We start from the raw sequence: 20,052 nt of genomic DNA, 5'->3' as shown, positions 1-20,052 counted from the left end.
GGAGGTCAGCTCAGGGACTTCCCGGTCGGGACGACGACTCCGTACAGGTCGGTGATCGTCGCCATCGCCCCGAGGTGCAGCTGCTCGGCGGGCAGCTCGACGCCGCCGACCGAGGTCAGGGGCCGCGTCGCGCAGGCGTCGGCGACGACGGTGGGCCGGTTGCCGCGCAGGAACGCGCCCTGCGCGGTGAACTGCACGCACATGTGCGACATGAACCCGATCACGATGACGTCCTTGTGACCCGCGGCGTCGACGATCCCGCCCAGGTCGGTGCCGACGAAGGAGTCCGGGGCCGGCTTGACCACGACGGCCTCGCCCTCGACGGGCGCGACGTCCGGGTGGATCTCCCCGATCTCGGCGCGGACGTCGTACGCGGAGCCCTCGCCGCCGTCGTGCTGGACGTGGACGATCGTCGAGCCGGCCGCGCGGGCCCGGGCGAGGAGCTCGGCGGCGTTGTCGAGGGCGGTCCGCCAGCCCTCCAGCTCCATCACGCCGCGGGTGTAGGTGTTCTGGTAGTCGACCAGGATCAGCGTCGCGTCGGCGAGCGAGGCGGGCGTCTCGTCGAGGCCGTTGAGGGTGCGCAGAGTCGTTGTAGGCATGCCTGAAACGCTACGAGCGGCGCTGCCGTGTCGGCAATGACGGCTAACATGCAGATTCGGACATCGACCGGGGGACATCGCAAGGAGCGGAGCCATCGTGAGCAGCGGGAGCACCACCGAACGACTCGTCGTCATCGTGCTCTTCGAGGGCGTCGACACGCTCGACGTCACGGGCCCGCCCGAGGTGTTCGCGCTGGTCAGGCGCGAGGGTGACGCCTCCTACCAAGTGCTTCTCGCCGCCGAGACCCTGGACCCGGTCACCACGTCCGCGGGCGTACGCGTCCTGCCCGATGTCACCTTCGACGACGTCGCCGGCCGGAGCATCGACACGCTCCTGGTGCCCGGCTCGGTCGAGGCCGACCCGGAGCGCGGGGTGCGCGCCCTGGCCGAACCTCAAGTGGTCGACCGGGTCAGGATGTTGGCGGCGCGGGCCCGCCGCGTCGCGTCCGTCTGCGTCGGGGCGCATCTGCTCGCGGCGGCCGGGCTGCTCGACGGCAGGCGCGCCACCACCCACTGGTCGACCGCGCGCCAACTCGCCGATGAGCACCCGGAGATCGACGTCGACCCCGACCCGATCTTCATCCGCGAGGGAGACATCTGGACCGGGGCCGGCATCAGCTCCTGCCTCGACCTGTCCCTCGCCCTGGTCGCCGACGACCTCGGCGAGCCGACGGCGCTGCGGGTGGCGCGGCAGCTGGTGATGTACCTGAAGCGGCCGAGCGGCCAGAGCCAGTTCAGCGTGCCGCTGGCGCAGGCCTCCACGACGCGGCGCGTGGAGGACCTGCGCCAGCACATCACCCGGCACCTCGGCGAGCCGCTCACCGTCGCGGACCTGGCTGAGCACGCCCACGTCAGCGAGCGCCAGCTCACCCGGATCTTCAAGTCCGAACTGGGCACGACACCGAGCGCGTACGTCGAGTCGGCGCGCGTCGAACGGGCCCGCCAGCGGCTCGAATCGTCCGACGACACGCTCGACCGCATCGCCTCGACCTGCGGTTTCGGCACGACGGACACGCTGGTGCGGGCGTTCCGCCGACAACTCGACACGACACCGACGGCGTACCGGCACCGCTTCCGGGTCGTCGTGCCTCAGTAGTGGGTGCCGCCGTCGATACGGATCTCCGTGCCGGTGATGAACTTCCCGTCCTCGGAGGCGAGCATCGCGACGACGCCTGCCACGGACTCGGGCCCGGCGAAGCCCGCACCCAGTGACGGCGACAGCTTCGCGAACAGGCTCCAGTCGGTGTCCTCGGGCAGGCCGGGGCCCTGGCTCTGCTTGCTCTCACCGGAGCCGTCGGTCATGCCGGACGCGATGGAGCCGGGCTGCACGGCGGTGAACCGGATGCCCTGCTTGCTGTACTCGGCGGCCAGCGCGTGCGTCATGGACTGGATGCCGCCCTTGCTCGCCGCGTACGCCGCCATGTACGGGTGGGCGAACATCGCGGACGTGGAGCTGAAGTTGACGACGGCGGGGCCCTCGCCCGCCAGCAGCGCCGGTATCGCCTCGCGGATCATCAGGAAGGTGCCGGTGAGGTTGACCGCGAGCACCTGGTTGAACTCGGCGAGCGTCGTCTTCTCGGTGTGCGAGGAGCGCAGGATGCCTGCGGCGTTGACGAGTACGTCGAGGCCGCCCAGCGCCTGCACGGCCCCGGCGACGGCGTCGCGCACGGACGCCTCGTCGGCGATGTTCACGACGACGGTGGTGAGGCGCTCGGCGTCGGCGCCGGCCTTGGTGACGGTGTCCCGGAGTCCGGCCTCACTGACATCGGCCGCGACGACCCGGCCACCCTCCGCCAGCATCCGCAGCGCGGTGGCCTGGCCGATGCCGGATCCGGCACCGGTGACCAGTGCGCGGCGTCCTTCGTAGCGGTTCAGGCTGCTCAGGCGGTTCATGACGTCTCCTTACGTTCCCGTGTGCGTCCTCGCACGCTGTGCACCGTACGCTTCGGTGGCACGTTTTGCCACAACGACATCTCATGCCACTTCATTCCCGGTGCGACTACGCTTCGTCGGGTGAACGAGCCCAGAACGCCCTCTTCGTCGCCTGCACAGCCCTCACTGACCGAACGCCGCAAGGCGGCGACGCAGCTCGACATCGCCCGCGCGGCGATGGAGCTGTTCACCGAGAAGGGCCCCGACGCCACCACGGCCGAGGAGATCGCGCGCGGCGCCGGGGTCGCGCTGCGCACCTTCTACCGCTACTTCCGCAACAAGCAGGACGCGGTGGGCCCGCTGCTCGCGTCCGGCGGCGACCGCTGGCGCGAGCTGCTGGCCGCGACGGAGCCGGGCACGCCGCTGCCGCAGGCCCTCGAATCGGCCGCGGCGGCGACGCTCTCGCCTCCGGACGCGGCGGCGGAGGAGGCGTTGCAGGGCACCCGGACGCTGCTGCGCGCGGCCCAGGACGACCCGGCGCTGCGCGCCGTCTGGTACCGGGTCAACCAGGAGTCGGAGGAGAAGCTCCTCACGGTGGTGACCCACCTCGCGGGCCCCGATTCGGACCCCCTGGAAACCCGCCTGACCGCGGCCGCGGCGACCGACGCGATCCGGGTGGCCCTGGAACTCTGGTCCACGACGAACGCCCCCACCTCGGGCCCCGACTCCCCGGCATCTTTGGCGATCCGCGGGTTGCGTCGGTTGGCGGCGGGGGTGGCGGGGACCGGCGGGTAGGTGGTGGCGGGGGCGCCCGGTGACCTACGGCGGAGACCGCCCGTCAACCGGCTCGCGGGAGCCGTGTCGTACGACCGCGCGACGCGGTCCGCACGGAAGTGCGTGGTCGTGCGACCGTCGTGCCCCCGTGCCGCCCCCACGCGCGACTGCCCGGTGTGCGCGCCGCGCCTACTCTCGAGTTCCCCGCTCCCGAACTCAGGTATCCCGAGGGCGCGTTGAGGGCATGAGCCCCCGGACGCCAGCCACCCGACCCGCCGGAGGCACGCCGTGCTCGATCCCGCAGACGAAAGCTCGGGAGCCATCGTCGTCGTGGGCGCCGGGGTCGCGGGACTCGCGGCGGCCCGGCACCTGGCCAGGGCGGGCCTGCGCCCCCTGGTCCTGGAGGCCGCCACGGGCATCGGCGGCCGCATGTCCACCGAGAAGGTCGACGGGTTCCGCCTCGACCGGACCGGCCGGCCGCTGTGCACCTCGTACCCCGAACTGCGCCGCAACCCCGCCCTCGCTCCCCTCGCCCTGCGCCGCTTCTCCCCCGGCACGCTCGTGCACAGCGGCGGGCTGCGCCACCGGGCGGGCGAACCCACGGACCCCCGGCGCACAAGGGGCGCACTCAGCGCGGCACGCGCCTTGGCGAGCGCCCCCAGAAGTCCGCGCGGCACACGCCCCACCCTCGGCAGCCCGCTCGACCACGCACGCCTGGGCGCATCCCTGTCCCGGCTCGCGTCGACGGAGCCGTCCCGCCTCCTCACCCGCCCCGAACTCCCCGTCGCCCAGGCCCTCTTGACCCGAGGCCTGCCACCCTCGACCCTCCACGGCTTCGTACGCCCCCTGCTCTCGGCCCTGCTCTGCGACCCGGACCTCGGCACCTCAAGCCGGTGCGCCGATCTCGCCCTGCGCGCGTACGCGGCGGGCCGGCTCGCCGTGCCGGAGGGCGGCGCGGACGCGCTGCCGGAGCTGCTCGCGGCGGGGCTGCCGCCCGGCACGGTGCACACCGGCGTACGGGCCACGGCGGTCGCCACGACCTCGGTCACGACGGCCGAACTCGGCCAACTCCCGTGCCGCGCCGTGGTGTTGGCAACCGGCGCGCACGACGCCGCCGAACTCCTCCCCGGCCTGCGCGTCCCCGCCTTCCACGAGGTCACGGTCGTGCACCACGCCATGCCCGAGCCACCACTCGCCGAACCCGCGCTGCTGCTCGACGCGGACCGGCTCGGCCCGGTCGCACACACGTCGGTGATCAGCCAGGTGGACCCCACGAGAGCCCCGGCGGGCCGCGCCCTCGTCTCCTCGACGGTCCTCGGCCCACCCCCCACGGACCGCGAACTCCGCAGGCAACTCGGCGCCATCTACGGCACGTCGACCGCCGACTGGGAAACCCTGGCCGTGCACCACGACCGCCACGCCGTACCGGCGATGCCGCCCCCGCACGACCCGCGCCGCCCGGTCCGCCTCCTCGACGGCCTGTACGTGTGCGGGGACCACCGGGACGCCGGCACGGTGCAGGGCGCCCTCCGCTCGGCCCGTCGGGCGACCCACGCGCTCCTGACGGACCTCGGCATCCCCACGCCTGCGGCACCCCCGATCACCAACGCCGCGTAGGGCCCCTCCGACCGCGCCCGCCTCCGTGGCCCAACTCCGGGGGCGGGCGCCCCACCCTCCGGGCACACCCGGGCCACGCCCTCCGCCCAAAACGGACTCCCGGGCCCACGACGGTTTCCCGCCTCATCTCCCACCCACCCGCCCCCCTCCGGGGGCTCCCGGTCGAGAGCCCCCGGGCCCGCCCCCCCCATACCCCGCACCGGGATCGACCCCCGGAGCTGCGCCCGGGCCCGCGATCACCCTCCGGGCCCATGCCTCTCGCCCACGAACGAGCTTGATTACACCCCACCCCACCCAGGACAACTACCCCGAGACCCCGCTCCAGGTGATCCACCACCAAGCCCGATTGCCGCCCGTCGTGACCCGCCCCACCCCATCGACCAAACCGCTACCGCCCCTGCCGGTCGACCGCCCCTCACCATGAGCCACGCCTCGCCACCAAGCACCGCTCCCCACCCAAGACAACAACGCCGACCCCACCTCCATCTCTGCCACGCCACCCCGGCCCCACCCGTTCCTGACCGGCGTCCACCCCGCCCCCGTGCGTGACCGGCCCCCACCCCCACCTGGGGCTCCGCCGACACCCACCGGACTCCCCGCCCATTGCGGCCGAGCCCGCCCCACCTTGGGCGCTCCGCGCCCCGGCCCGACTCCCCACCCGTGACGGTCGACCGCCACCACCTTGGGCAACCCGCCCCCAGCCACAGCTCCCCACCCAAGACGGCAAGGGCCGCCACCGCAGTGGGCAACCCGCCACAAGCACGGCTCCCCACCCATGACGGTCGACGCCACCCCGCCTTGGGCAATCTGCCGCCTGGGGCGGCAGGGTGGGCAAGGCGGCACCCCGGTGCAGCGCAACCAGGACGGGAGGCGCCGACCACGGCACCCGGTGCCGCGTAATGGCGGGGACGGCGTCGGCCACGGCGTGGCGGGGGCCCGGTGCCGCGCACCCCTCACCACGGGCGCCGGCCCCGGCACGACCCGGACTCCGCCGCCGGGCAACAGACACCACCCCGCCCCGGCGGGGCTAGCGGTGGGAGATGACCGGGCACCGGCACAGCCGACAAGGCACGGCGCCGCGCAACGAACCCCGAACCCACCTAGCCCCTGGCTCCCAGCGCCCGGCCCCCCGCAACACCCGGGCAGGCGCCACCCCACCCAAACCCCGGCCCCCGCAACACCCCGGGCAGGCGCCACCCCGCCCAGACCCAGACCCCGGTCCCCGGACCACCCCCACCAGACGGCGCCCCGCCAACCTCACCCCAACGCCGCAACCCTCTCCCGATACCCCCGGACGGGCCCCGCATCGCGGTACGGCTCCAACCGCCGCTCAAACTCCCGCACATACTCATGCGCCCGCACCGACCGCATCTCCGCCGCGGCCGACGCCGCCTCCGCCCCGAGCGCGCACGCCGAGTCCAGCTCACCCAGACCCAGCCGCGCCGACGCCAGCACGACCCGGCAGAACAGCCGACTGCGCGCGAACCCCGGCGCCCGCAACTGCAACGACCGCTCCGCATGCTGCGCCGCCGCCCGGTACTGCTGCAGGTCCCGGTGACAGTGCCCGAACTCGTCCGCCAACTGCGCCTCGTCGAAGAACCGCGCCCACGGCGGCACCTCGTCCCCCGGCCGCACCGCCCCGAGCGCCCGCTCGGCCCGCACCAGCGACGCCGTGCACGCCCGCACCTCACCGAGCACCCCGTGCCCACGCGCCTCCACGGCGTGCAGCAGCGCCTGCACCGCGGGCGGCGCCGAAGCCCCCACGCCCTGCTGCGCGACCCGCGCGAGCTGCACCGCCTCCCGCCCGTGCCCGAGATAGACGGCCTGCCGGCTCATGGTGACCAGCACGTACGACCCGTACATCCGGTCCCCCGCCGCCTGCGACAGCCGCAGCGCCTGCACGAAGTACCGCTGGGCGAGCCCGTGCGCCGCGATGTCGTACGAGGTCCAGCCCGCGAGCCGGGTCAGATCGGCGACGGCGCTGAACAGCCGCCTCCCGTGCTGCTCCCCGTACGCCCCGCGCAGCATCGGCTCCGCCTCGTGCTCCAGGTACCGCACGAGGGCCTGCCGCGCGTGCCCGCCCCCGTACGCGTGGTCGAGCGCGCGGAACAGCTCGCCCACGGAGCGCAGCGCCGCGATGTCCCCGGTGGTCACCCGGTGCCCGGGCCCGCGATCCGTCTGCCCCCGCTGCCGCGGCACCGCGGCGCCCACCGCCTCCAGCGCCACACCGGGCCGCCCCTGCACCGGCACCCGCTGCAACTGCTCGCCGTGGGCCACCCGGTCGTCGGCCCGCCCGATCAGCCAGTCGCGGCTGGGCACGACGAGCCCGGCCGGGGTGAACGCGATCTTGCGGAGTTCGGCATGGCTGCCGGAGTCCTTGCGCCACAGCCCGCTGACGATGTCGACGGCCTCCTCCGGCGATGCCGCGAACTCCAGACCCGCGTACACGGGCGCACACGCGTCGAGCCCGAGGTCCTGCGCGGAGAGGCGGCGGCCGAGGCGGCGTGTGAACACCTCGGCGATGAGCGCCGGCGTCGTCCCTCTGGGCTGCTGCCCGCGCAGCCACCGGGTCACGGATGTCTTGTCGTAGCGCAGGTCGAGCCCGTGTTCGAGCCCCAGCTGGTCCACGCGGCGCGCGAGGCCCGCGTTGGAGAAACCTGCCTCCGCGATGAGCGCGGCGAGCTGGCGGTTCGGGGTGCGCTGCGGAGGTCGTTCCGTCATGCTGTGCGTTTGCCTTCCGGGCCCTTGGAAGCGGTAAAGGGGGGCCAATGAGTGCCCCCCTTTAGTCGCTGCTCCCTCATGGAACGGCGTGCGCCGTGACCGGCTCCCGCTCACGGACGGCGCTGAAATTATCACGGAGCGCACACGGCGTCCCCCAATCAGCCCAGCCGAACCCCTCCTTCATCCGATCGTGTGACAAACCGCGCGAGGGGTGGACGGCTGGGCCGTAATCCGGGAGCCGTACAGTTGCTCCGGGCGCGTTATATGCACGGTGAAGGTTCTTAGGGAGGCACTTGCCGTGAGTGAGTTCCGGTTCGTCCGCATGGGATTCGGTGCGGACATGGTCGATTACCAGGTCGCCTGGGACGAGCAGCGCCGTGTGCACGCCGCTCGCTTCGCCGACGAGGTGCCCGACACCTGTCTGATGCTCGAGCATCCGCCCGTCTACACGGCCGGTCGGCGCACCGCCCCGGAGGAGCGCCCGCTCGACGGCACCCCGGTCATCGACGTGGACCGCGGCGGCAAGATCACCTGGCACGGCCCGGGCCAGCTCGTCGGCTACCCGATCCAGAAGCTCCCGCGCCCCGTGGACGTGGTCGCGCACCTGCGCCGCCTGGAGGACGCGATGATCGCGGTCTGCGCCGAGTTCGGCATCGAGGCCGCGCGCGTGGAGGGCCGTGCGGGCGTCTGGGTGCTGGGCGACCCGATCGAGGAGCGCACGCAGCTCGGCGGGCTGTCCCTGGACTTCAACCCCCGCCTCAGCAGCGAGGACGAGGAGTTCGACCACCGCCTCGTCGGCCCCGAGTACGCGCCGTCGAACGCGGGCCAGCGGCACGAGGACCGCAAGATCTGCGCCATGGGCATCCGCGTCGCCAAGGGCGTCACGATGCACGGCTTCGCGCTGAACGTGAATCCGGACACGTCGAACTTCGACAAGATCATCCCCTGCGGTATCCGCGACGCGGGCGTCACCTCCCTCTCGTACGAGCTCGGGCGCGAGGTCACGATGGAAGAGGTGCTGCCGACCGCCGAGAGGCATCTGCAGGCCGTCCTCGGGAACGCGGGCCTCAAGCCGCGCGCCATCGAGAAGGCCTCGGTCTAGTCCGCACAAGGCCTCGGTCCAGTCCATACAAGGCCCCGGCCCGGCCCGCACAAGGCCTCGGTCTGGTCCATATGGGGAATGCACCCCGCAGGCCGCCGGTTGGCCACCCGTGAGGGCCATGAACATCACGGGCGTACCCTGATGTACGCCGAGGAATCAAAGCTTTAGGGAGCCGGTCGTGTCCGCAGTCGCACCCGACGGACGCAAGATGCTGCGCCTGGAGGTCCGTAACGCTCAGACCCCCATCGAGCGCAAGCCCGAGTGGATCAAGACCCGGGCGAAAATGGGTCCCGAATACACGAAGATGCAGAACCTCGTGAAGTCCGAGGGCCTGCACACGGTCTGCCAGGAGGCGGGCTGCCCCAACATCTACGAGTGCTGGGAGGACCGCGAGGCCACCTTCCTCATCGGCGGTGACCAGTGCACCCGGCGTTGCGACTTCTGTCAGATCGACACCGGCAAGCCCGAGCCGCTCGACCGTGACGAGCCGCGCCGCGTCGGCGAGTCCGTCGTCACGATGGACCTGAACTACGCCACGATCACCGGCGTCGCCCGCGACGACCTGGAGGACGGCGGCGCCTGGCTGTACGCGGAAACGGTCCGGCAGATCCACCGCCAGACCACCAACCGCGCCGACGGCCGCACCAAGGTCGAGCTCCTCGCCCCCGACTTCAACGCGAACCCGGATCAGCTGGCCGAGGTCTTCTCCTCCCGCCCCGAGGTCTTCGCGCACAACGTCGAGACGGTCCCGCGGATCTTCAAGCGGATCCGACCGGGCTTCCGCTACGAGCGCTCGCTGAAGGTCATCACCGAGGCCCGCGACTTCGGCCTGGTCACCAAGTCGAACCTGATCCTCGGCATGGGCGAGACCCGCGAGGAGATCAGCGAGGCGCTGCGCCAGCTGCACGACGCGGGCTGCGAGCTGGTCACCATCACGCAGTACCTGCGCCCCTCCGTGCGGCACCACCCCGTGGAGCGCTGGGTCAAGCCGCAGGAGTTCGTGGAGCTGAAGGACGAGGCCGAGCAGATCGGCTTCTCCGGCGTCATGTCGGGCCCGCTGGTCCGTTCCTCGTACCGCGCGGGCCGCCTCTTCCAGATGGCCAAGGAGAAGCGGGGATCCTTCACCGCCTCGCAAGCCGTGTGAATTCACGCACAAGAGGCTACTGATCGGTAGTGGCCGGTATGACGCGGTCCTGACGATCCCCGCAGCTAGGGGGCACCGTCAGGGCCGCGTCTGTGTTTGCGGCGCGAGCGTCAAGGCTTCATTGGTGTTTGACCGTCCGGTCACGCCCTGGTAACACCAATCAGTGACTCTGGAATCACGCCCCGTACACCCCGTGCCACAGCCGTGATCACCCTTCGAGGGGGGACCTCAACCATGCAGGCCGCGCCCGTCCGCGCCACCGCCATCCCGACCGTCACCGACGCACTGCGCGCCGTCGAGTCGCTGCTCATGAGCAGCGGCCAGCGCACCGCCCGCCGCAATGCCTGGACCTCGGTCCTGGAGGACCGCCGCCGCGCCAAGGACCGTGTCGAGGCGCAGCGCGTCCTGGAGGCCGCCGCGGCCCGCGGCTGAGAGATCTCGGGGCCGACGCGGGTTCTACCCGCTTCACCGGCCACGTAGACTTCAAGACATGGCGAGGAAGGAAACTGCAGCGGACGCTGCTAACACCGGGCGGCTCAAGCAGATCGCCCAGACCTACAAGATGACCCGCAGGGTCGACACCAAGATCGGTCTCGTTCTCGCGGCTGTGGGAATCGTCACCTTCGGTGTCCTCCTCGCGATCGGCTTCTTGATCGGTCACCCCATCTACCTCGGAATTCTCGGCCTCCTGCTCGCTTTCCTCGCGATGGCGATCATCTTCGGGCGCCGGGCCGAGAAGGCCGCCTTCGGGCAGATGGAGGGACAGCCCGGCGCGGCCGCGGCCGTGCTCGACAACATCGGCCGCGGCTGGACGACGACCCCCGCGGTCGCCATGAACCGCAGCCAGGACGTGGTGCACCGCGCGGTCGGCAAGGCCGGCATCGTGCTCGTCGCGGAGGGCAACCCGAACCGGGTGAAGTCGCTCCTCGCGGCCGAGAAGAAGAAGATGGCCCGCATCGTCTCCGACGTCCCGGTCCACGACTTCGTGGTGGGCACGAGCCAGGGCCCCGAGGGAACGGTTCCGCTGAAGAAGCTCCGTACGACGATGCTCAAGCTGCCGCGCGTGCTGACCGGCCCCCAGGTGACCGCGACCAACGACCGGCTGAAGGCCATGGGCGATCTCATGTCGAACATGCCGCTGCCGAAGGGTCCGATGCCCAAGGGGATGAAGATGCCCAAGGGCGGCGGCGGCCGGGCCCGCTGACACGCTCCGCTGCTTCTACGTGAACGAGGCGGGCCGGAACCTGATGGTTCCGGCCCGCCTCTCCTACGTTCTGCGTTCTGCGTTCTGCGTTCCCGCGTGGGCTGGTGCCCGTGCTGCTCGCGGTGCGGCTCGCGTGTCGCTGTGGTGCCGTTCGCGCAGTTCCCCGCGCCCCTAGATGCGGACCTCGACCGACTTCGCCACCCGGTCGTGCAGGCCGCGGCCGTCGCGGTCCCAGATCAGCGCCGGGATGGCGACGCACAGCAGCACCGAGCGGGCCAGCACCCGGCCGATTCCGACGCGCCCGCCGGCCTCCGAGACGACCCGCAGGCGGAAGAGGCGCTTCCCGGGCGTGCACCCGATGGTGCCGACCGTGAGCACGCTCATGGCGAAGAAGATGAGCAGCGCCCAGTTCCCCGTCGCCTGGTTGTAGCCGTGTGTGACCAGGCCGTATGCGATCAGCATGCACAGCGCCCAGTCGACGACGAGGGCTCCGATGCGGCGGCCGGGGCGCGCGATGGAGCCGGGTCCGTGCTCGGGCAGACCGAGCTGTTCACCGCGGTAACCGAAGTCGGCGCCCGCCTGTTCCATGGCCTCACGAGGCCCGGACAGCCACGATCCCATTGCTTCCCTGTTGTCCACGCGTCAACGGTACTGCGCCTCGCTCCTGATGCGGTCCCGGCCCCCGCTCCGGTTAACTTGGGCGAAACAAATGGGTCATGCTTGAGAAATCACGCCTGCATATCGTCGGGTCCCAGCGTGTGCCACCGCACTGGTCGCGCGATCGAGCTGCCAAGAGCTGCAACCCCGCCCCTCCCCGGGTGGGAGTAGGAGGAGTTGGATGTTCCAGAACGCCGATGACGCCAAGAAATTCCTCGCGGACGAGGACGTCAAGTTCGTCGACGTTCGCTTCTGCGACCTGCCGGGTGTGATGCAGCACTTCACGGTGCCGGCCGAGGCGTTCGACCCGACCGAGGAGCTGGCCTTCGACGGCTCGTCGATCCGTGGCTTCCAGGCCATCCACGAGTCCGACATGGCGCTGCGCGCGGACCTCTCCACCGCCCGCGTGGACCCCTTCCGCCGTGACAAGACGCTGAACGTCAACTTCTTCATCCACGACCCGATCACGGGCGAGCAGTACTCCCGTGACCCGCGCAACGTGGCGAAGAAGGCCGAGGCGTACCTGGCCTCCACCGGCATCGCCGACACCGCGTTCTTCGGCCCCGAGGCCGAGTTCTACGTCTTCGACTCGGTGCGCTTCGAGACCTCCGCGAACCGCTCGCTGTACGAGATCGACTCCGAGGCGGGCGCCTGGAACACCGGCGCCGTCGAGAACAACCGCGGTTACAAGGTCCGCTACAAGGGCGGTTACTTCCCGGCCCCGCCGGTCGACCACTTCGCCGACCTGCGCGCCGAGATCTCCCTCGAGCTGGACAAGCAGGGCCTCAAGGTCGAGCGCCAGCACCACGAGGTCGGCACGGCCGGCCAGGCGGAGATCAACTACAAGTTCAACACGCTGCTCGCCGCGGCCGACGACCTGATGCTCTTCAAGTACATCGTGAAGAACGTCGCCTGGCGCAACGGCAAGACCGCGACCTTCATGCCGAAGCCGATCTTCGGTGACAACGGCTCGGGCATGCACGTCCACCAGTCGCTGTGGAACGGTGGCGAGCCCCTCTTCTACGACGAGCAGGGCTACGCGGGCCTCTCGGACATCGCCCGCTACTACATCGGCGGCATCCTCAAGCACGCCCCGTCGCTGCTCGCCTTCACCAACCCGACGGTGAACTCGTACCACCGCCTGGTGCCCGGCTTCGAGGCCCCGGTCAACATGGTCTACTCGCAGCGCAACCGCTCCGCGGCCATGCGTATCCCGATCACGGGCTCGAACCCGAAGGCCAAGCGCGTCGAGTTCCGCGCGCCGGACCCGTCCTCGAACCCGTACCTCGCCTTCTCGGCGCTCCTGATGGCCGGCCTCGACGGCGTCAAGAACAAGATCGAGCCGGCCGAGCCGATCGACAAGGACCTGTACGAGCTGGCTCCCGAGGAGCACGCCAACGTCCAGCAGGTCCCGACCTCGCTCCCCGCGGTCCTCGACGCCCTGGAGGCGGACAACGAGTACCTGCAGGCCGGCGGCGTCTTCACGTCCGACCTGATCGAGACGTGGATCGACTACAAGCGCACGAACGAGATCGCCCCGATCCAGCTGCGCCCGCACCCGCACGAGTTCGAGCTGTACTTCGACATCTAAGCCGTCCCGCATCCCCGGACACGCTCGTCGCCGAGGGCCCGGTCTCCCCGTCAGGGAGGCCGGGCCCTCGGGCGTTTCCGTGAGGCCTCGGGATGTGTCGGGGGTGGATGGAGCCCACCGGGCGGGAAGCGGCGAAACGCCTTAAACTCGGGCAAGTCGCACACGCTGACAAGCCTCGGAGGAGTGCCGTCATGAGCAATCTGTTCGTCGTCGCCTATAACGACCTCGCCACCGCCGACCAGGTCCGCAACCGGCTTCTGGAGATGTCCAAGGAGCACCTCGTCGAGCTCGAGGACATCGTCGTCGTCGAGCGTCGGGAGTCCGACGGGAAGATCAAGCTGCACCAGGCCGTGAACCACACCACGATGGGCGCCACGGGCGGCGCGCTGTGGGGTGGCGTCATCGGCATGCTGTTCCTCGTGCCGTTCCTCGGGGCCGCCGTGGGCGCCGCGGCGGGAGCCGCCGGCGGGGCCGTCACGGACACCGGGATCAACGACAACTTCATGAAGGAACTCAGCCAGAACCTGCGGCCCGGCGCCGCCGCGCTGTTCGTCCTCGTCAAGCAGGCCGCCAAGGACAAGGTCGTGCCCGAGATCGCCACGTACGGCGGTCAGCTGGTGCAGACCTCGCTGAGCAACGACGACGAGGAGGCGCTGCGCGAGATGCTGCAGCAGGGCCGGCCCAAGACCGAGGCGCCGGCGTAGGCGTCGGTCACTGGGCGAGGAGTTCGGGCAGCCGGCCCTCGGTGACCTCGCGGGCCACCTCGGCCAGCTTGCGCCGGTGGGAACGCGCGTAGCCGCGCAGGCCGGCGAACGCCTCGTCCAGTGACAGTCCGTGCCGGGCGGCGAGGATGCCCTTGGCCTGCTCCACGACGACCCGGCTGGACAGCGCGTGCTCCAACTGGCCCGCGAGGAGCTGCGTCTCGCTCAGTTCACGCTGCAGCGTGAGCGTGTGCCCCGCGACCTCGGCGAAGCGCCGCACCAGAGCGAGGTCCTCCTCGTCCAGCGGCTTGTCCGGCGCGGTGAACAGCACCAGCGCGCCGATCTCCGCTTCCCTGCCGTGCAGCGGAAGCGCGGTGGCCCGGCCGAAGCCGAGCGCCTGGGCCCGGGCGGACCAGCGCGGCCAGCGCAGCTGGGCGGAGCGCGTGGTCACATCGACGTCCACGAGGGCACAGCCCGTCGTACGGGCGTCGTAGCCCGCCCCCTCCTCCCAGCGGGCGGCATCGGCCGCGAGGGCGCCGAGCGAGGGATCCGTGCCGTCGGTGAGGAGGGGCGCGCGGCCGCCGGGCACATACGCCACCTTCGCCCCGCGCGCGTGGAACAGCCGCCTGCCCCCTTCGGCGAGGGTGGCCAGCAGGGTCTGCGTGTCCAAGGGATCGCGAGCGGCTCCGCCCGTCAACTCGGCGAATACCGCGGCGACTTCCTGCTCTCGCAGTGTCACGGTGGAGACCTCTCAGCCGAGTTGGAGTCGTCCCTGAACGATATCCTGAGCGACGTCGCCGATGGGACGGCTGTCCACGAAGGCGCGTGCTTTGACCAGTTCCAGCGCGTCCGGTATACGACAGCCGAGCTGGACGGCCACCATGCCCGCGGCCTGGTGGACCTCGGCGCGGTAGTCGATTCCTCCGAACAGGCCGGGTACCGCGTCCGCGCCCAGGAAAACGTTACGGGTCAGGGAATCGGCGACCTGGGTGACGGTCTCCGTGGACGTGGCGTCCGCGCGCACGCCGAAGGCGGCCAGAGCTCCGATGCAGCTGTCGGCGGACCGCAGGGGAACCGCGAGGACATGGCCGATTCCGAGCCCCTCCGCCGCGGGACCGTAGCCCGGCCAGCGGTCCGTCAGCCCGGTCCCCGAGGCGGCGATCGGACAGCGGTCCCGCACCGCGTCCCGCGCCGGCCCCTCCCCGAGGATGTACTCCAGGTCCTGCGCGCCGCGCGAGGGCTCGTCCGACGAGGCGGTCGCGATCTGGTTCCGGTCGAGGTCGACGAGGGTGACGGCGGCGCTGGCGGTCCCGCAGGCCTCCGCGACCCCCGTCATGAACAGCGGGGGCCGCCCTCCGGTGGCCGCCCAGCTGGCGGCGCGCCGGGCATGGGATTCGAGGAGCTCCGCGGTCACCTCGTGCCGCTTCGCGCTCGTCCGGTGGATCTGCGCCAGACGGTCGTGCAGGTCGCCGCCGCTCTCCCGGGTCAAGTTCTCGTACTTGCGGACAAGGCCCAGCTCGCGGTCCGCGCGTTCGCGAGCGCGGGCCGCCCGCTGCCAGACGGCCGCCGCCTGTTCCGCCGAACTCCCCCCGAGGGTCATGCCCTCAGCGTACGCCCGGAGAGCGGATCACGAGGCTCCGTTGCTCCGGCCGCCCTCTTCCATCAGCAGCACGACGCCGCCGTGGTGCCCGCCGAACGGGCTGCAGTTGATGGTGCAGTTGATGCTGCGGCCGAGGCGGTTGACGGCGGCGATCATCACCGGCTCGCTGCGGCTGCGGGTCCTGAGGCACTCCTCCACGGCCTCCCGCAGCGGCCGGGTGGGCAGCCCGAAGTCGAGGTCGAAGAAGGCCTCGTCGACCGCCTCGTCCTGGCGCAGCCCCCACAGGTCGCTCGCGCCCCGGTTCCAGCTCTTGACCCTGAGGCTCTTGTCGAGGACGACGACGGCGGCCGCGATGGAGGTGAGGACGCCCTCCAGGAAGGCGCGGGTCTCGTCGAGCTCGTCGCTGCGGATCCGCATTTCCTCGTTCATCGTCTCCAGTTCCTCGTTGCCGGACTGGAGTTCCTCGTTCGTGGTCTCCAACTCCTCGTTCGTGGACTGGAGTTCCTCGTTCGTCGTCTCCAACTCCTCGATGGACGACTGCAGTTCTTCGTTGGTCGTCTCCAACTCCTCGTTCGTGGACTGGAGTTCCTCGTAGGCCGTCTCCAGGTCCTCACGAACGCGCTTGACCTCCGCCTTGAGCTGGGTGGCCACGGTCACGTCGGTGAACGAGATGTGGGTGGCCGCAGGCGCTCCCCCGACGCCGATCAGCGGCTGGACGACGATGTCGAAGTACTGGATGTCCTCGCCGACCCGGCGCTGCGCCCCGTTGACCCGCAGCGTGCGGCGCTCGTGCGTGGCCTGGTCGATCAGTGAGCGCAGCTCGACGGGCCGGTAGGAGATCTCGAGGTCCCTGAAGGGGCGGCCGATGTCGTTCGTGGTGAGGGAGAACTGCAGGCGTGCCTGGTTGTTGATGAGGACGACGATGCCCTCGGGGTCCACGGCGAGAGCGGCGCCGGGCGAGGCGTCGAGGACCAGGTCGCGCAGCTGGCGGTTGCGGGCCAGGCTCTGCGACTCCCCGCTCTGGCCGCCGCGCAGCTTCACCGGGGCCGGCTGGTAGGTCGTCGTCGCGCCGCCCGGGCGGCGGCGGAAGATGCGCTGGCGCATGCTGATGACGTCGAACCGGTCCGCGTCGTTGAGCAGCATCTCGGCCTTGCCGAGGAAGAGAAAGCCGCCCTCGCGCAGCGCGAAGTGGAACCGGTCGACGATCTGGGTCTGCGCCTCGACGTTGAAGTACATCAGGGCGTTGCGGCAGACCAGCAGGTCGAGGCGGGAGATGGGGGCGTCGCGGGTGATGTCGTGGCGGCCGAAGATGACGCGGCGGCGCAGGTCGGAGCGGAAGCTGAACTGCGAGCCGTTCTGCTCGAAGTACTTCTCGCGCAGTTCGGCGCTGAGCGGCTCCAAGGTCTTGGCCGGGTAGAGGCCGGAGCGGGCGTCGCGCAGCGCCTCGTCGTCGACGTCGGTGCCGTAGATCTTGACGCGGTTGAGGGCCTCCTCGAGGCCGAGCGCCTCCGCGAACATGATCGCGAGGGAGTACGCCTCCTCGCCGCTGGAGCAGCCCGCGCTCCACACCCGGACCTCCTCCTCCGGGCCGAGCTGGGCCAGGAGCTCGGGGACCACCTCGTGCTGGAGATACGTCCAGGCGTCCGCGTCCCGGAAGATGGAGGTGACGTTGATCAGGATGGTGTTGAAGAGGGCGCTGAATTCGTCGGCGTTCGTCTCCAACTGGTCGCGGTAGTCGGCGTACGAGTCGATGCCCACGTCGCTCATGCGTTTGCGGATGCGGCGCCCCAGGGAGGTGCGCTTGTATCCGGTGAAGTCGAAGCCGCGGGCGTCCCGCAGGAACCGGAGCAGTTCCTCCAGTTCCTCGTCGGTCTCCGCGTCGCGCGGCGCCTCGCTCATCGTCTGTCCTACCTACTGCCTCTTGTGTCGACGAGTCCGCGGATCGCCGCGGAGATTTCCTCCAGAGGTAGCACGAAGTCCACCGCCCCCGTACCCACCGCGGCCTCCGGCATCCCCGTGAACTCCGCGGTCTCCGGGTCCTGCGCGATCACGGTACCGCCCTGTGCCTTGACGGCGTCGACACCCTTGGCGCCGTCGCTGCCCGTGCCGCTCAGGACGACGGCGACGGCACGGGCCCCGTAGGCGTCGGCGACGGATTCGAAGAGCGGGTCGGCGGACGGCCGCAGGAAGTGCACCCGGTCCCCCAGGGAGAGGCCGAGGGTGCCGTCCCGGCCGGCGAGGAGGTGGCGGTCGGGCGGCGCGATGTGGACGGTGCCGGGCCGGGCCCGCTCGCCTGCTTCGGCGAGTTTGACGTGCAGGGCGGTGCGGCGGTCGAGGATGTCCGCGAGGACGGTGCGGTGGTGCGGGTCCAGGTGCTGGACGACGAGGACGGGCACGGGCAGGTCGGCACCGAGCCCGCCGAGAACGGTGACAAGGGCATGGATGCCGCCCGCGGACGCGGCGACGGCGACGACGCCGAAACTGTCGTCCGTACGGTCGGCACTGATCGGTGACGGCACAGCATTGACCCTAAACGCCCGGCAGGCCTGCGGCTATGGATACAGAGCGGGTCGGCGGTCACGCGCCGGGCGCCGCCGTCAGGACTCCCGCCGATATCGCGGACAGCAGCGTCGCGTGATCCCGGTCGGTCTGCTCCGCGTAGTGCATCGCGAACGCGGCGACCGCCCGGTCGAAGACGTCCTTGCCGCCGAGGTAGGCCGCGAGGGCGATGCGGTCGCCGGAGCGGGCGTGCGCGCGGGCGAGGGCGGCGCCGCACAGCCGGGCGTAGGCGAGGAGTTCGTCGGGCGGCATGGCGGTGACGTCGGCGGAGCCCTTCATGTCGCGCAGCTGGCGCCAGTAGAAGGAGCGGCCCTGCGGTCCCGTCATCCAGCCGAGGAAGATGTCGCCCGCCGCCTGGAGGAGGCGCTGTCCCGACACGACGCGGTGGCCGGGGTGGATGTACGGGCCGTGGTTCGGGATGTGGTCCTCGACGACGGACCTGGTGGCCTCCTTGATCTGGAGGAACAGCGGGTCGTCCGCGTCGCGCCCGGCGAGCAGCACGATGAAGCAGCGGGTGCCGACGCTGCCGACGCCGACGACCTTGCGGGCCGCGTCGACGAAGCGGTAGCGGTCGAGGAGCCGGCGGCGTTCCTCGGCGAGCGTGGAGCGGTAGTCGCCGAACATCTTGCGGACGGCGGCGGCGTCGGAGATCCCGGCCGGTTCGAGGAGCGGCGGGTCGTACGCGATGCGGCGGCGGCCGTCGGGGGTGGTCTCGGTGAGCTTGCCGAGGGCGTGCAGGCTGGTACGGCGGGTGGCCTGGGCGAGGGTGTGCTCGACGCGGCGGCGGTGGCGTCCTGAGCGGATGAGCGGGAGCAGCGCGTGGGCGTCGATCCGCTCGTACCAGACGGCGAGTTCGCCGAGCCCCGCCAGCCGGCGCATGTTGTCGCGGTACGCGGTGACGGAGGTGAGGGCGGCGAGGTGGGCCTGCTTGTCGGAGTGGCCGTTGTCGCGGGCCGCGACGGCTATGGAGGCGGCGAGGCGTTTGACGTCCCACTCGAAGGGGCCTGGGTACGTCTCGTCGAAGTCGTTGAGGTCGAAGAGCAGGGCGCGGTCCGGCGCGGCGAACAGGCCGAAGTTCAACAGGTGGGCGTCGCCGCAGAGTTGGACGGTGAGGCCCGTGTGGGGTGTCGCCGCGAGGTCACCGGTCATCACGGCGGCGGAGCCGCGCAGGAAGGCGAACGGGCTCGCCGCCATCCGCCCGTAGCGGATGGGCAGCAGGTCGCGGAGCCGGTCGGCGCCCTGCCGTTCCAGGGTCACGACGGGGTCGGGGCGGTCGGCGGAGGGGATCCACGGGCCGTGCGAGGAGCGGGGGCTGTGCTTGCGGGCCCGTCTGCCCTGGTCGGCGCGTTCGGCGGGGCTGCTCATGGCGGGCGCCCCTTCGGTCAATGACGCAGGGCGCGGGAGACCTCGGCGGTGATGTCACCGTCGAGGGAGTGGGTGCTGCGGGCGGTCGCGTCCTTGGAGTCGCCGCCCCGCACATCGTTCACGTTGAGCACGACGGTGTCCACCAGCTTGTCGTCGCCGTTCCTGAAGCCGACCTGGACGACGTACGACTTGGTGTCCGAGGCTCCGTTGTCGACGGTGACCGGGACCGTGGTGCGGTCGCCGTCTGATTTCACGTCGCCGAGCTTCACGTCGCCCTTGGCGTCGACGCCGTCCTTGAAGTCGTTGAACTTCTGCTGCGCCTCCGCGGTCGCCGACGCCACCACGTCCGCGCCCCTGGACGCGGCCGAGGACGCGGCGGAGGCGGCCTTCGACGCGGCGCTGGAGGGGCCGTCGCCGTCGTCGGAGCAGCCGGCCGCGGCCACGGCCAGGGCCGCCGCGCACAGGGCCGCGCCCACCGCCCGTACGCCTCGTGAACCTCGTGCGCCTCGCCGTACGTCCGCCATCGCCGACACCTCCGCTGGACCA

General features: G+C 71.4%; 19 protein-coding genes. 9 read left to right on the top strand and 10 right to left on the bottom strand.

All coding sequences use genetic code 11. The annotated features are described in order from the left end of the window. Positions 1-5: 5 nt before the first annotated feature. The gene (locus tag ACOKM3_RS29165; protein ID WP_426903995.1) at positions 6-599 is read right to left on the bottom strand and encodes a cysteine hydrolase family protein; all 594 of its coding nucleotides are present in this window, start codon (positions 597-599) and stop codon (positions 6-8) included. A 97-nt stretch (positions 600-696) separates the two neighbouring features. On the opposite strand from ACOKM3_RS29165, the gene ACOKM3_RS29160 reads away from it, so the two are divergent. After that, on the top strand, positions 697-1,695 hold the full coding sequence (locus tag ACOKM3_RS29160) for a GlxA family transcriptional regulator (RefSeq protein WP_426903994.1): 999 nt from the start codon (positions 697-699) through the stop codon (positions 1,693-1,695). On the opposite strand, the gene ACOKM3_RS29155 is transcribed toward ACOKM3_RS29160, so the two are convergent. Continuing rightward, a complete protein-coding gene (locus ACOKM3_RS29155) occupies positions 1,689-2,492 on the bottom strand; it encodes an SDR family NAD(P)-dependent oxidoreductase (RefSeq protein ID WP_426903993.1) in 804 nt (267 codons plus the stop codon). The two genes, ACOKM3_RS29160 and ACOKM3_RS29155, sit on opposite strands and share 7 nt — an antisense overlap. Positions 2,493-2,612: 120 nt before the next feature. Here ACOKM3_RS29155 and ACOKM3_RS29150 point away from each other — a divergent pair, with 120 nt between their 5' ends. Together ACOKM3_RS29150 and ACOKM3_RS29145 are read left to right on the top strand one after the other, a co-directional pair. Beyond that, positions 2,613-3,266, top strand: a complete 654-nt coding sequence (locus ACOKM3_RS29150) for a TetR/AcrR family transcriptional regulator (protein ID WP_426903992.1) — start codon at positions 2,613-2,615, stop codon at positions 3,264-3,266. A gap of 267 nt (positions 3,267-3,533) precedes the next feature. Continuing rightward, positions 3,534-4,862 carry an FAD-dependent oxidoreductase gene (locus tag ACOKM3_RS29145; protein WP_426903991.1) on the top strand — a complete coding sequence of 443 codons (1,329 nt, stop codon included), beginning with the start codon at positions 3,534-3,536 and terminating at the stop codon, positions 4,860-4,862. Positions 4,863-6,119: 1,257 nt separating this feature from the next. Here the strand turns inward: ACOKM3_RS29145 and ACOKM3_RS29140 are convergent. Beyond that, positions 6,120-7,583, bottom strand: a complete 1,464-nt coding sequence (locus tag ACOKM3_RS29140; protein WP_426903990.1) for a regulator — start codon at positions 7,581-7,583, stop codon at positions 6,120-6,122. Between the two features lie 298 nt (positions 7,584-7,881). Here ACOKM3_RS29140 and lipB point away from each other — a divergent pair, with 298 nt between their 5' ends. The 4 genes from lipB to ACOKM3_RS29120 all read left to right on the top strand — a co-directional run bounded on the left by lipB (position 7,882) and on the right by ACOKM3_RS29120 (position 11,033). Then, positions 7,882-8,685: a lipoyl(octanoyl) transferase LipB gene (gene lipB, locus ACOKM3_RS29135; protein WP_426903989.1), complete on the top strand. Its 804-nt coding sequence runs from the start codon at positions 7,882-7,884 to the stop codon at positions 8,683-8,685. Positions 8,686-8,863: 178 nt separating this feature from the next. Further along, positions 8,864-9,829: a lipoyl synthase gene (gene lipA, locus ACOKM3_RS29130; RefSeq protein WP_426903988.1), complete on the top strand. Its 966-nt coding sequence runs from the start codon at positions 8,864-8,866 to the stop codon at positions 9,827-9,829. A 234-nt stretch (positions 9,830-10,063) separates the two neighbouring features. Further along, positions 10,064-10,261, top strand: a complete 198-nt coding sequence (locus tag ACOKM3_RS29125; protein ID WP_426903987.1) for an SCO2195 family GlnR-regulated protein — start codon at positions 10,064-10,066, stop codon at positions 10,259-10,261. Between the two features lie 58 nt (positions 10,262-10,319). Then, complete coding sequence (locus tag ACOKM3_RS29120; RefSeq protein WP_426903986.1) at positions 10,320-11,033, top strand: DUF4191 domain-containing protein; 714 nt, start codon at positions 10,320-10,322, stop codon at positions 11,031-11,033. 171 nt (positions 11,034-11,204) lie between these two features. Here the strand turns inward: ACOKM3_RS29120 and ACOKM3_RS29115 are convergent, their stop codons facing one another. Next, positions 11,205-11,672: an RDD family protein gene (locus ACOKM3_RS29115; protein ID WP_426903985.1), complete on the bottom strand. Its 468-nt coding sequence runs from the start codon at positions 11,670-11,672 to the stop codon at positions 11,205-11,207. Positions 11,673-11,871: 199 nt separating this feature from the next. Here ACOKM3_RS29115 and glnA point away from each other — a divergent pair, with 199 nt between their 5' ends. After that, on the top strand, positions 11,872-13,281 hold the full coding sequence (glnA, locus tag ACOKM3_RS29110) for a type I glutamate--ammonia ligase (protein ID WP_426903984.1): 1,410 nt from the start codon (positions 11,872-11,874) through the stop codon (positions 13,279-13,281). Between the two features lie 191 nt (positions 13,282-13,472). Continuing rightward, complete coding sequence (locus ACOKM3_RS29105; protein WP_426903983.1) at positions 13,473-13,985, top strand: DUF1269 domain-containing protein; 513 nt, start codon at positions 13,473-13,475, stop codon at positions 13,983-13,985. A gap of 7 nt (positions 13,986-13,992) precedes the next feature. On the opposite strand, the gene ACOKM3_RS29100 is transcribed toward ACOKM3_RS29105, so the two are convergent. Genes ACOKM3_RS29100 through ACOKM3_RS29075 form a run of 6 tightly spaced genes read right to left on the bottom strand, consistent with a single transcriptional unit; the run spans position 13,993 to position 20,030 of the window. Next, a complete protein-coding gene (locus ACOKM3_RS29100) occupies positions 13,993-14,721 on the bottom strand; it encodes an ANTAR domain-containing response regulator (RefSeq protein WP_426903982.1) in 729 nt (242 codons plus the stop codon). A gap of 12 nt (positions 14,722-14,733) precedes the next feature. Further along, positions 14,734-15,582: a GAF and ANTAR domain-containing protein gene (locus ACOKM3_RS29095; protein WP_426903981.1), complete on the bottom strand. Its 849-nt coding sequence runs from the start codon at positions 15,580-15,582 to the stop codon at positions 14,734-14,736. 27 nt (positions 15,583-15,609) lie between these two features. Next, the gene (locus ACOKM3_RS29090; RefSeq protein ID WP_426903980.1) at positions 15,610-17,481 is read right to left on the bottom strand and encodes a CheR family methyltransferase; all 1,872 of its coding nucleotides are present in this window, start codon (positions 17,479-17,481) and stop codon (positions 15,610-15,612) included. Positions 17,482-17,489: 8 nt separating this feature from the next. After that, positions 17,490-18,101, bottom strand: coding sequence for a chemotaxis protein CheB (locus ACOKM3_RS29085; RefSeq protein WP_426903979.1), 612 nt, complete (start codon positions 18,099-18,101; stop codon positions 17,490-17,492). Between the two features lie 58 nt (positions 18,102-18,159). Continuing rightward, positions 18,160-19,506: a DUF2252 domain-containing protein gene (locus ACOKM3_RS29080; RefSeq protein ID WP_426903978.1), complete on the bottom strand. Its 1,347-nt coding sequence runs from the start codon at positions 19,504-19,506 to the stop codon at positions 18,160-18,162. Positions 19,507-19,523: 17 nt separating this feature from the next. Next, positions 19,524-20,030, bottom strand: a complete 507-nt coding sequence (locus ACOKM3_RS29075) for a hypothetical protein (RefSeq protein ID WP_426903977.1) — start codon at positions 20,028-20,030, stop codon at positions 19,524-19,526. Positions 20,031-20,052 lie beyond the last annotated feature (22 nt).

It is taken from the genome of Streptomyces nidicola (assembly GCF_050106155.1).
Lineage (GTDB): Bacteria > Actinomycetota > Actinomycetes > Streptomycetales > Streptomycetaceae > Streptomyces.
Note: the sequence above shows the minus strand (reverse complement) of the source record. Positions and strands in the feature narration are given on the sequence as shown.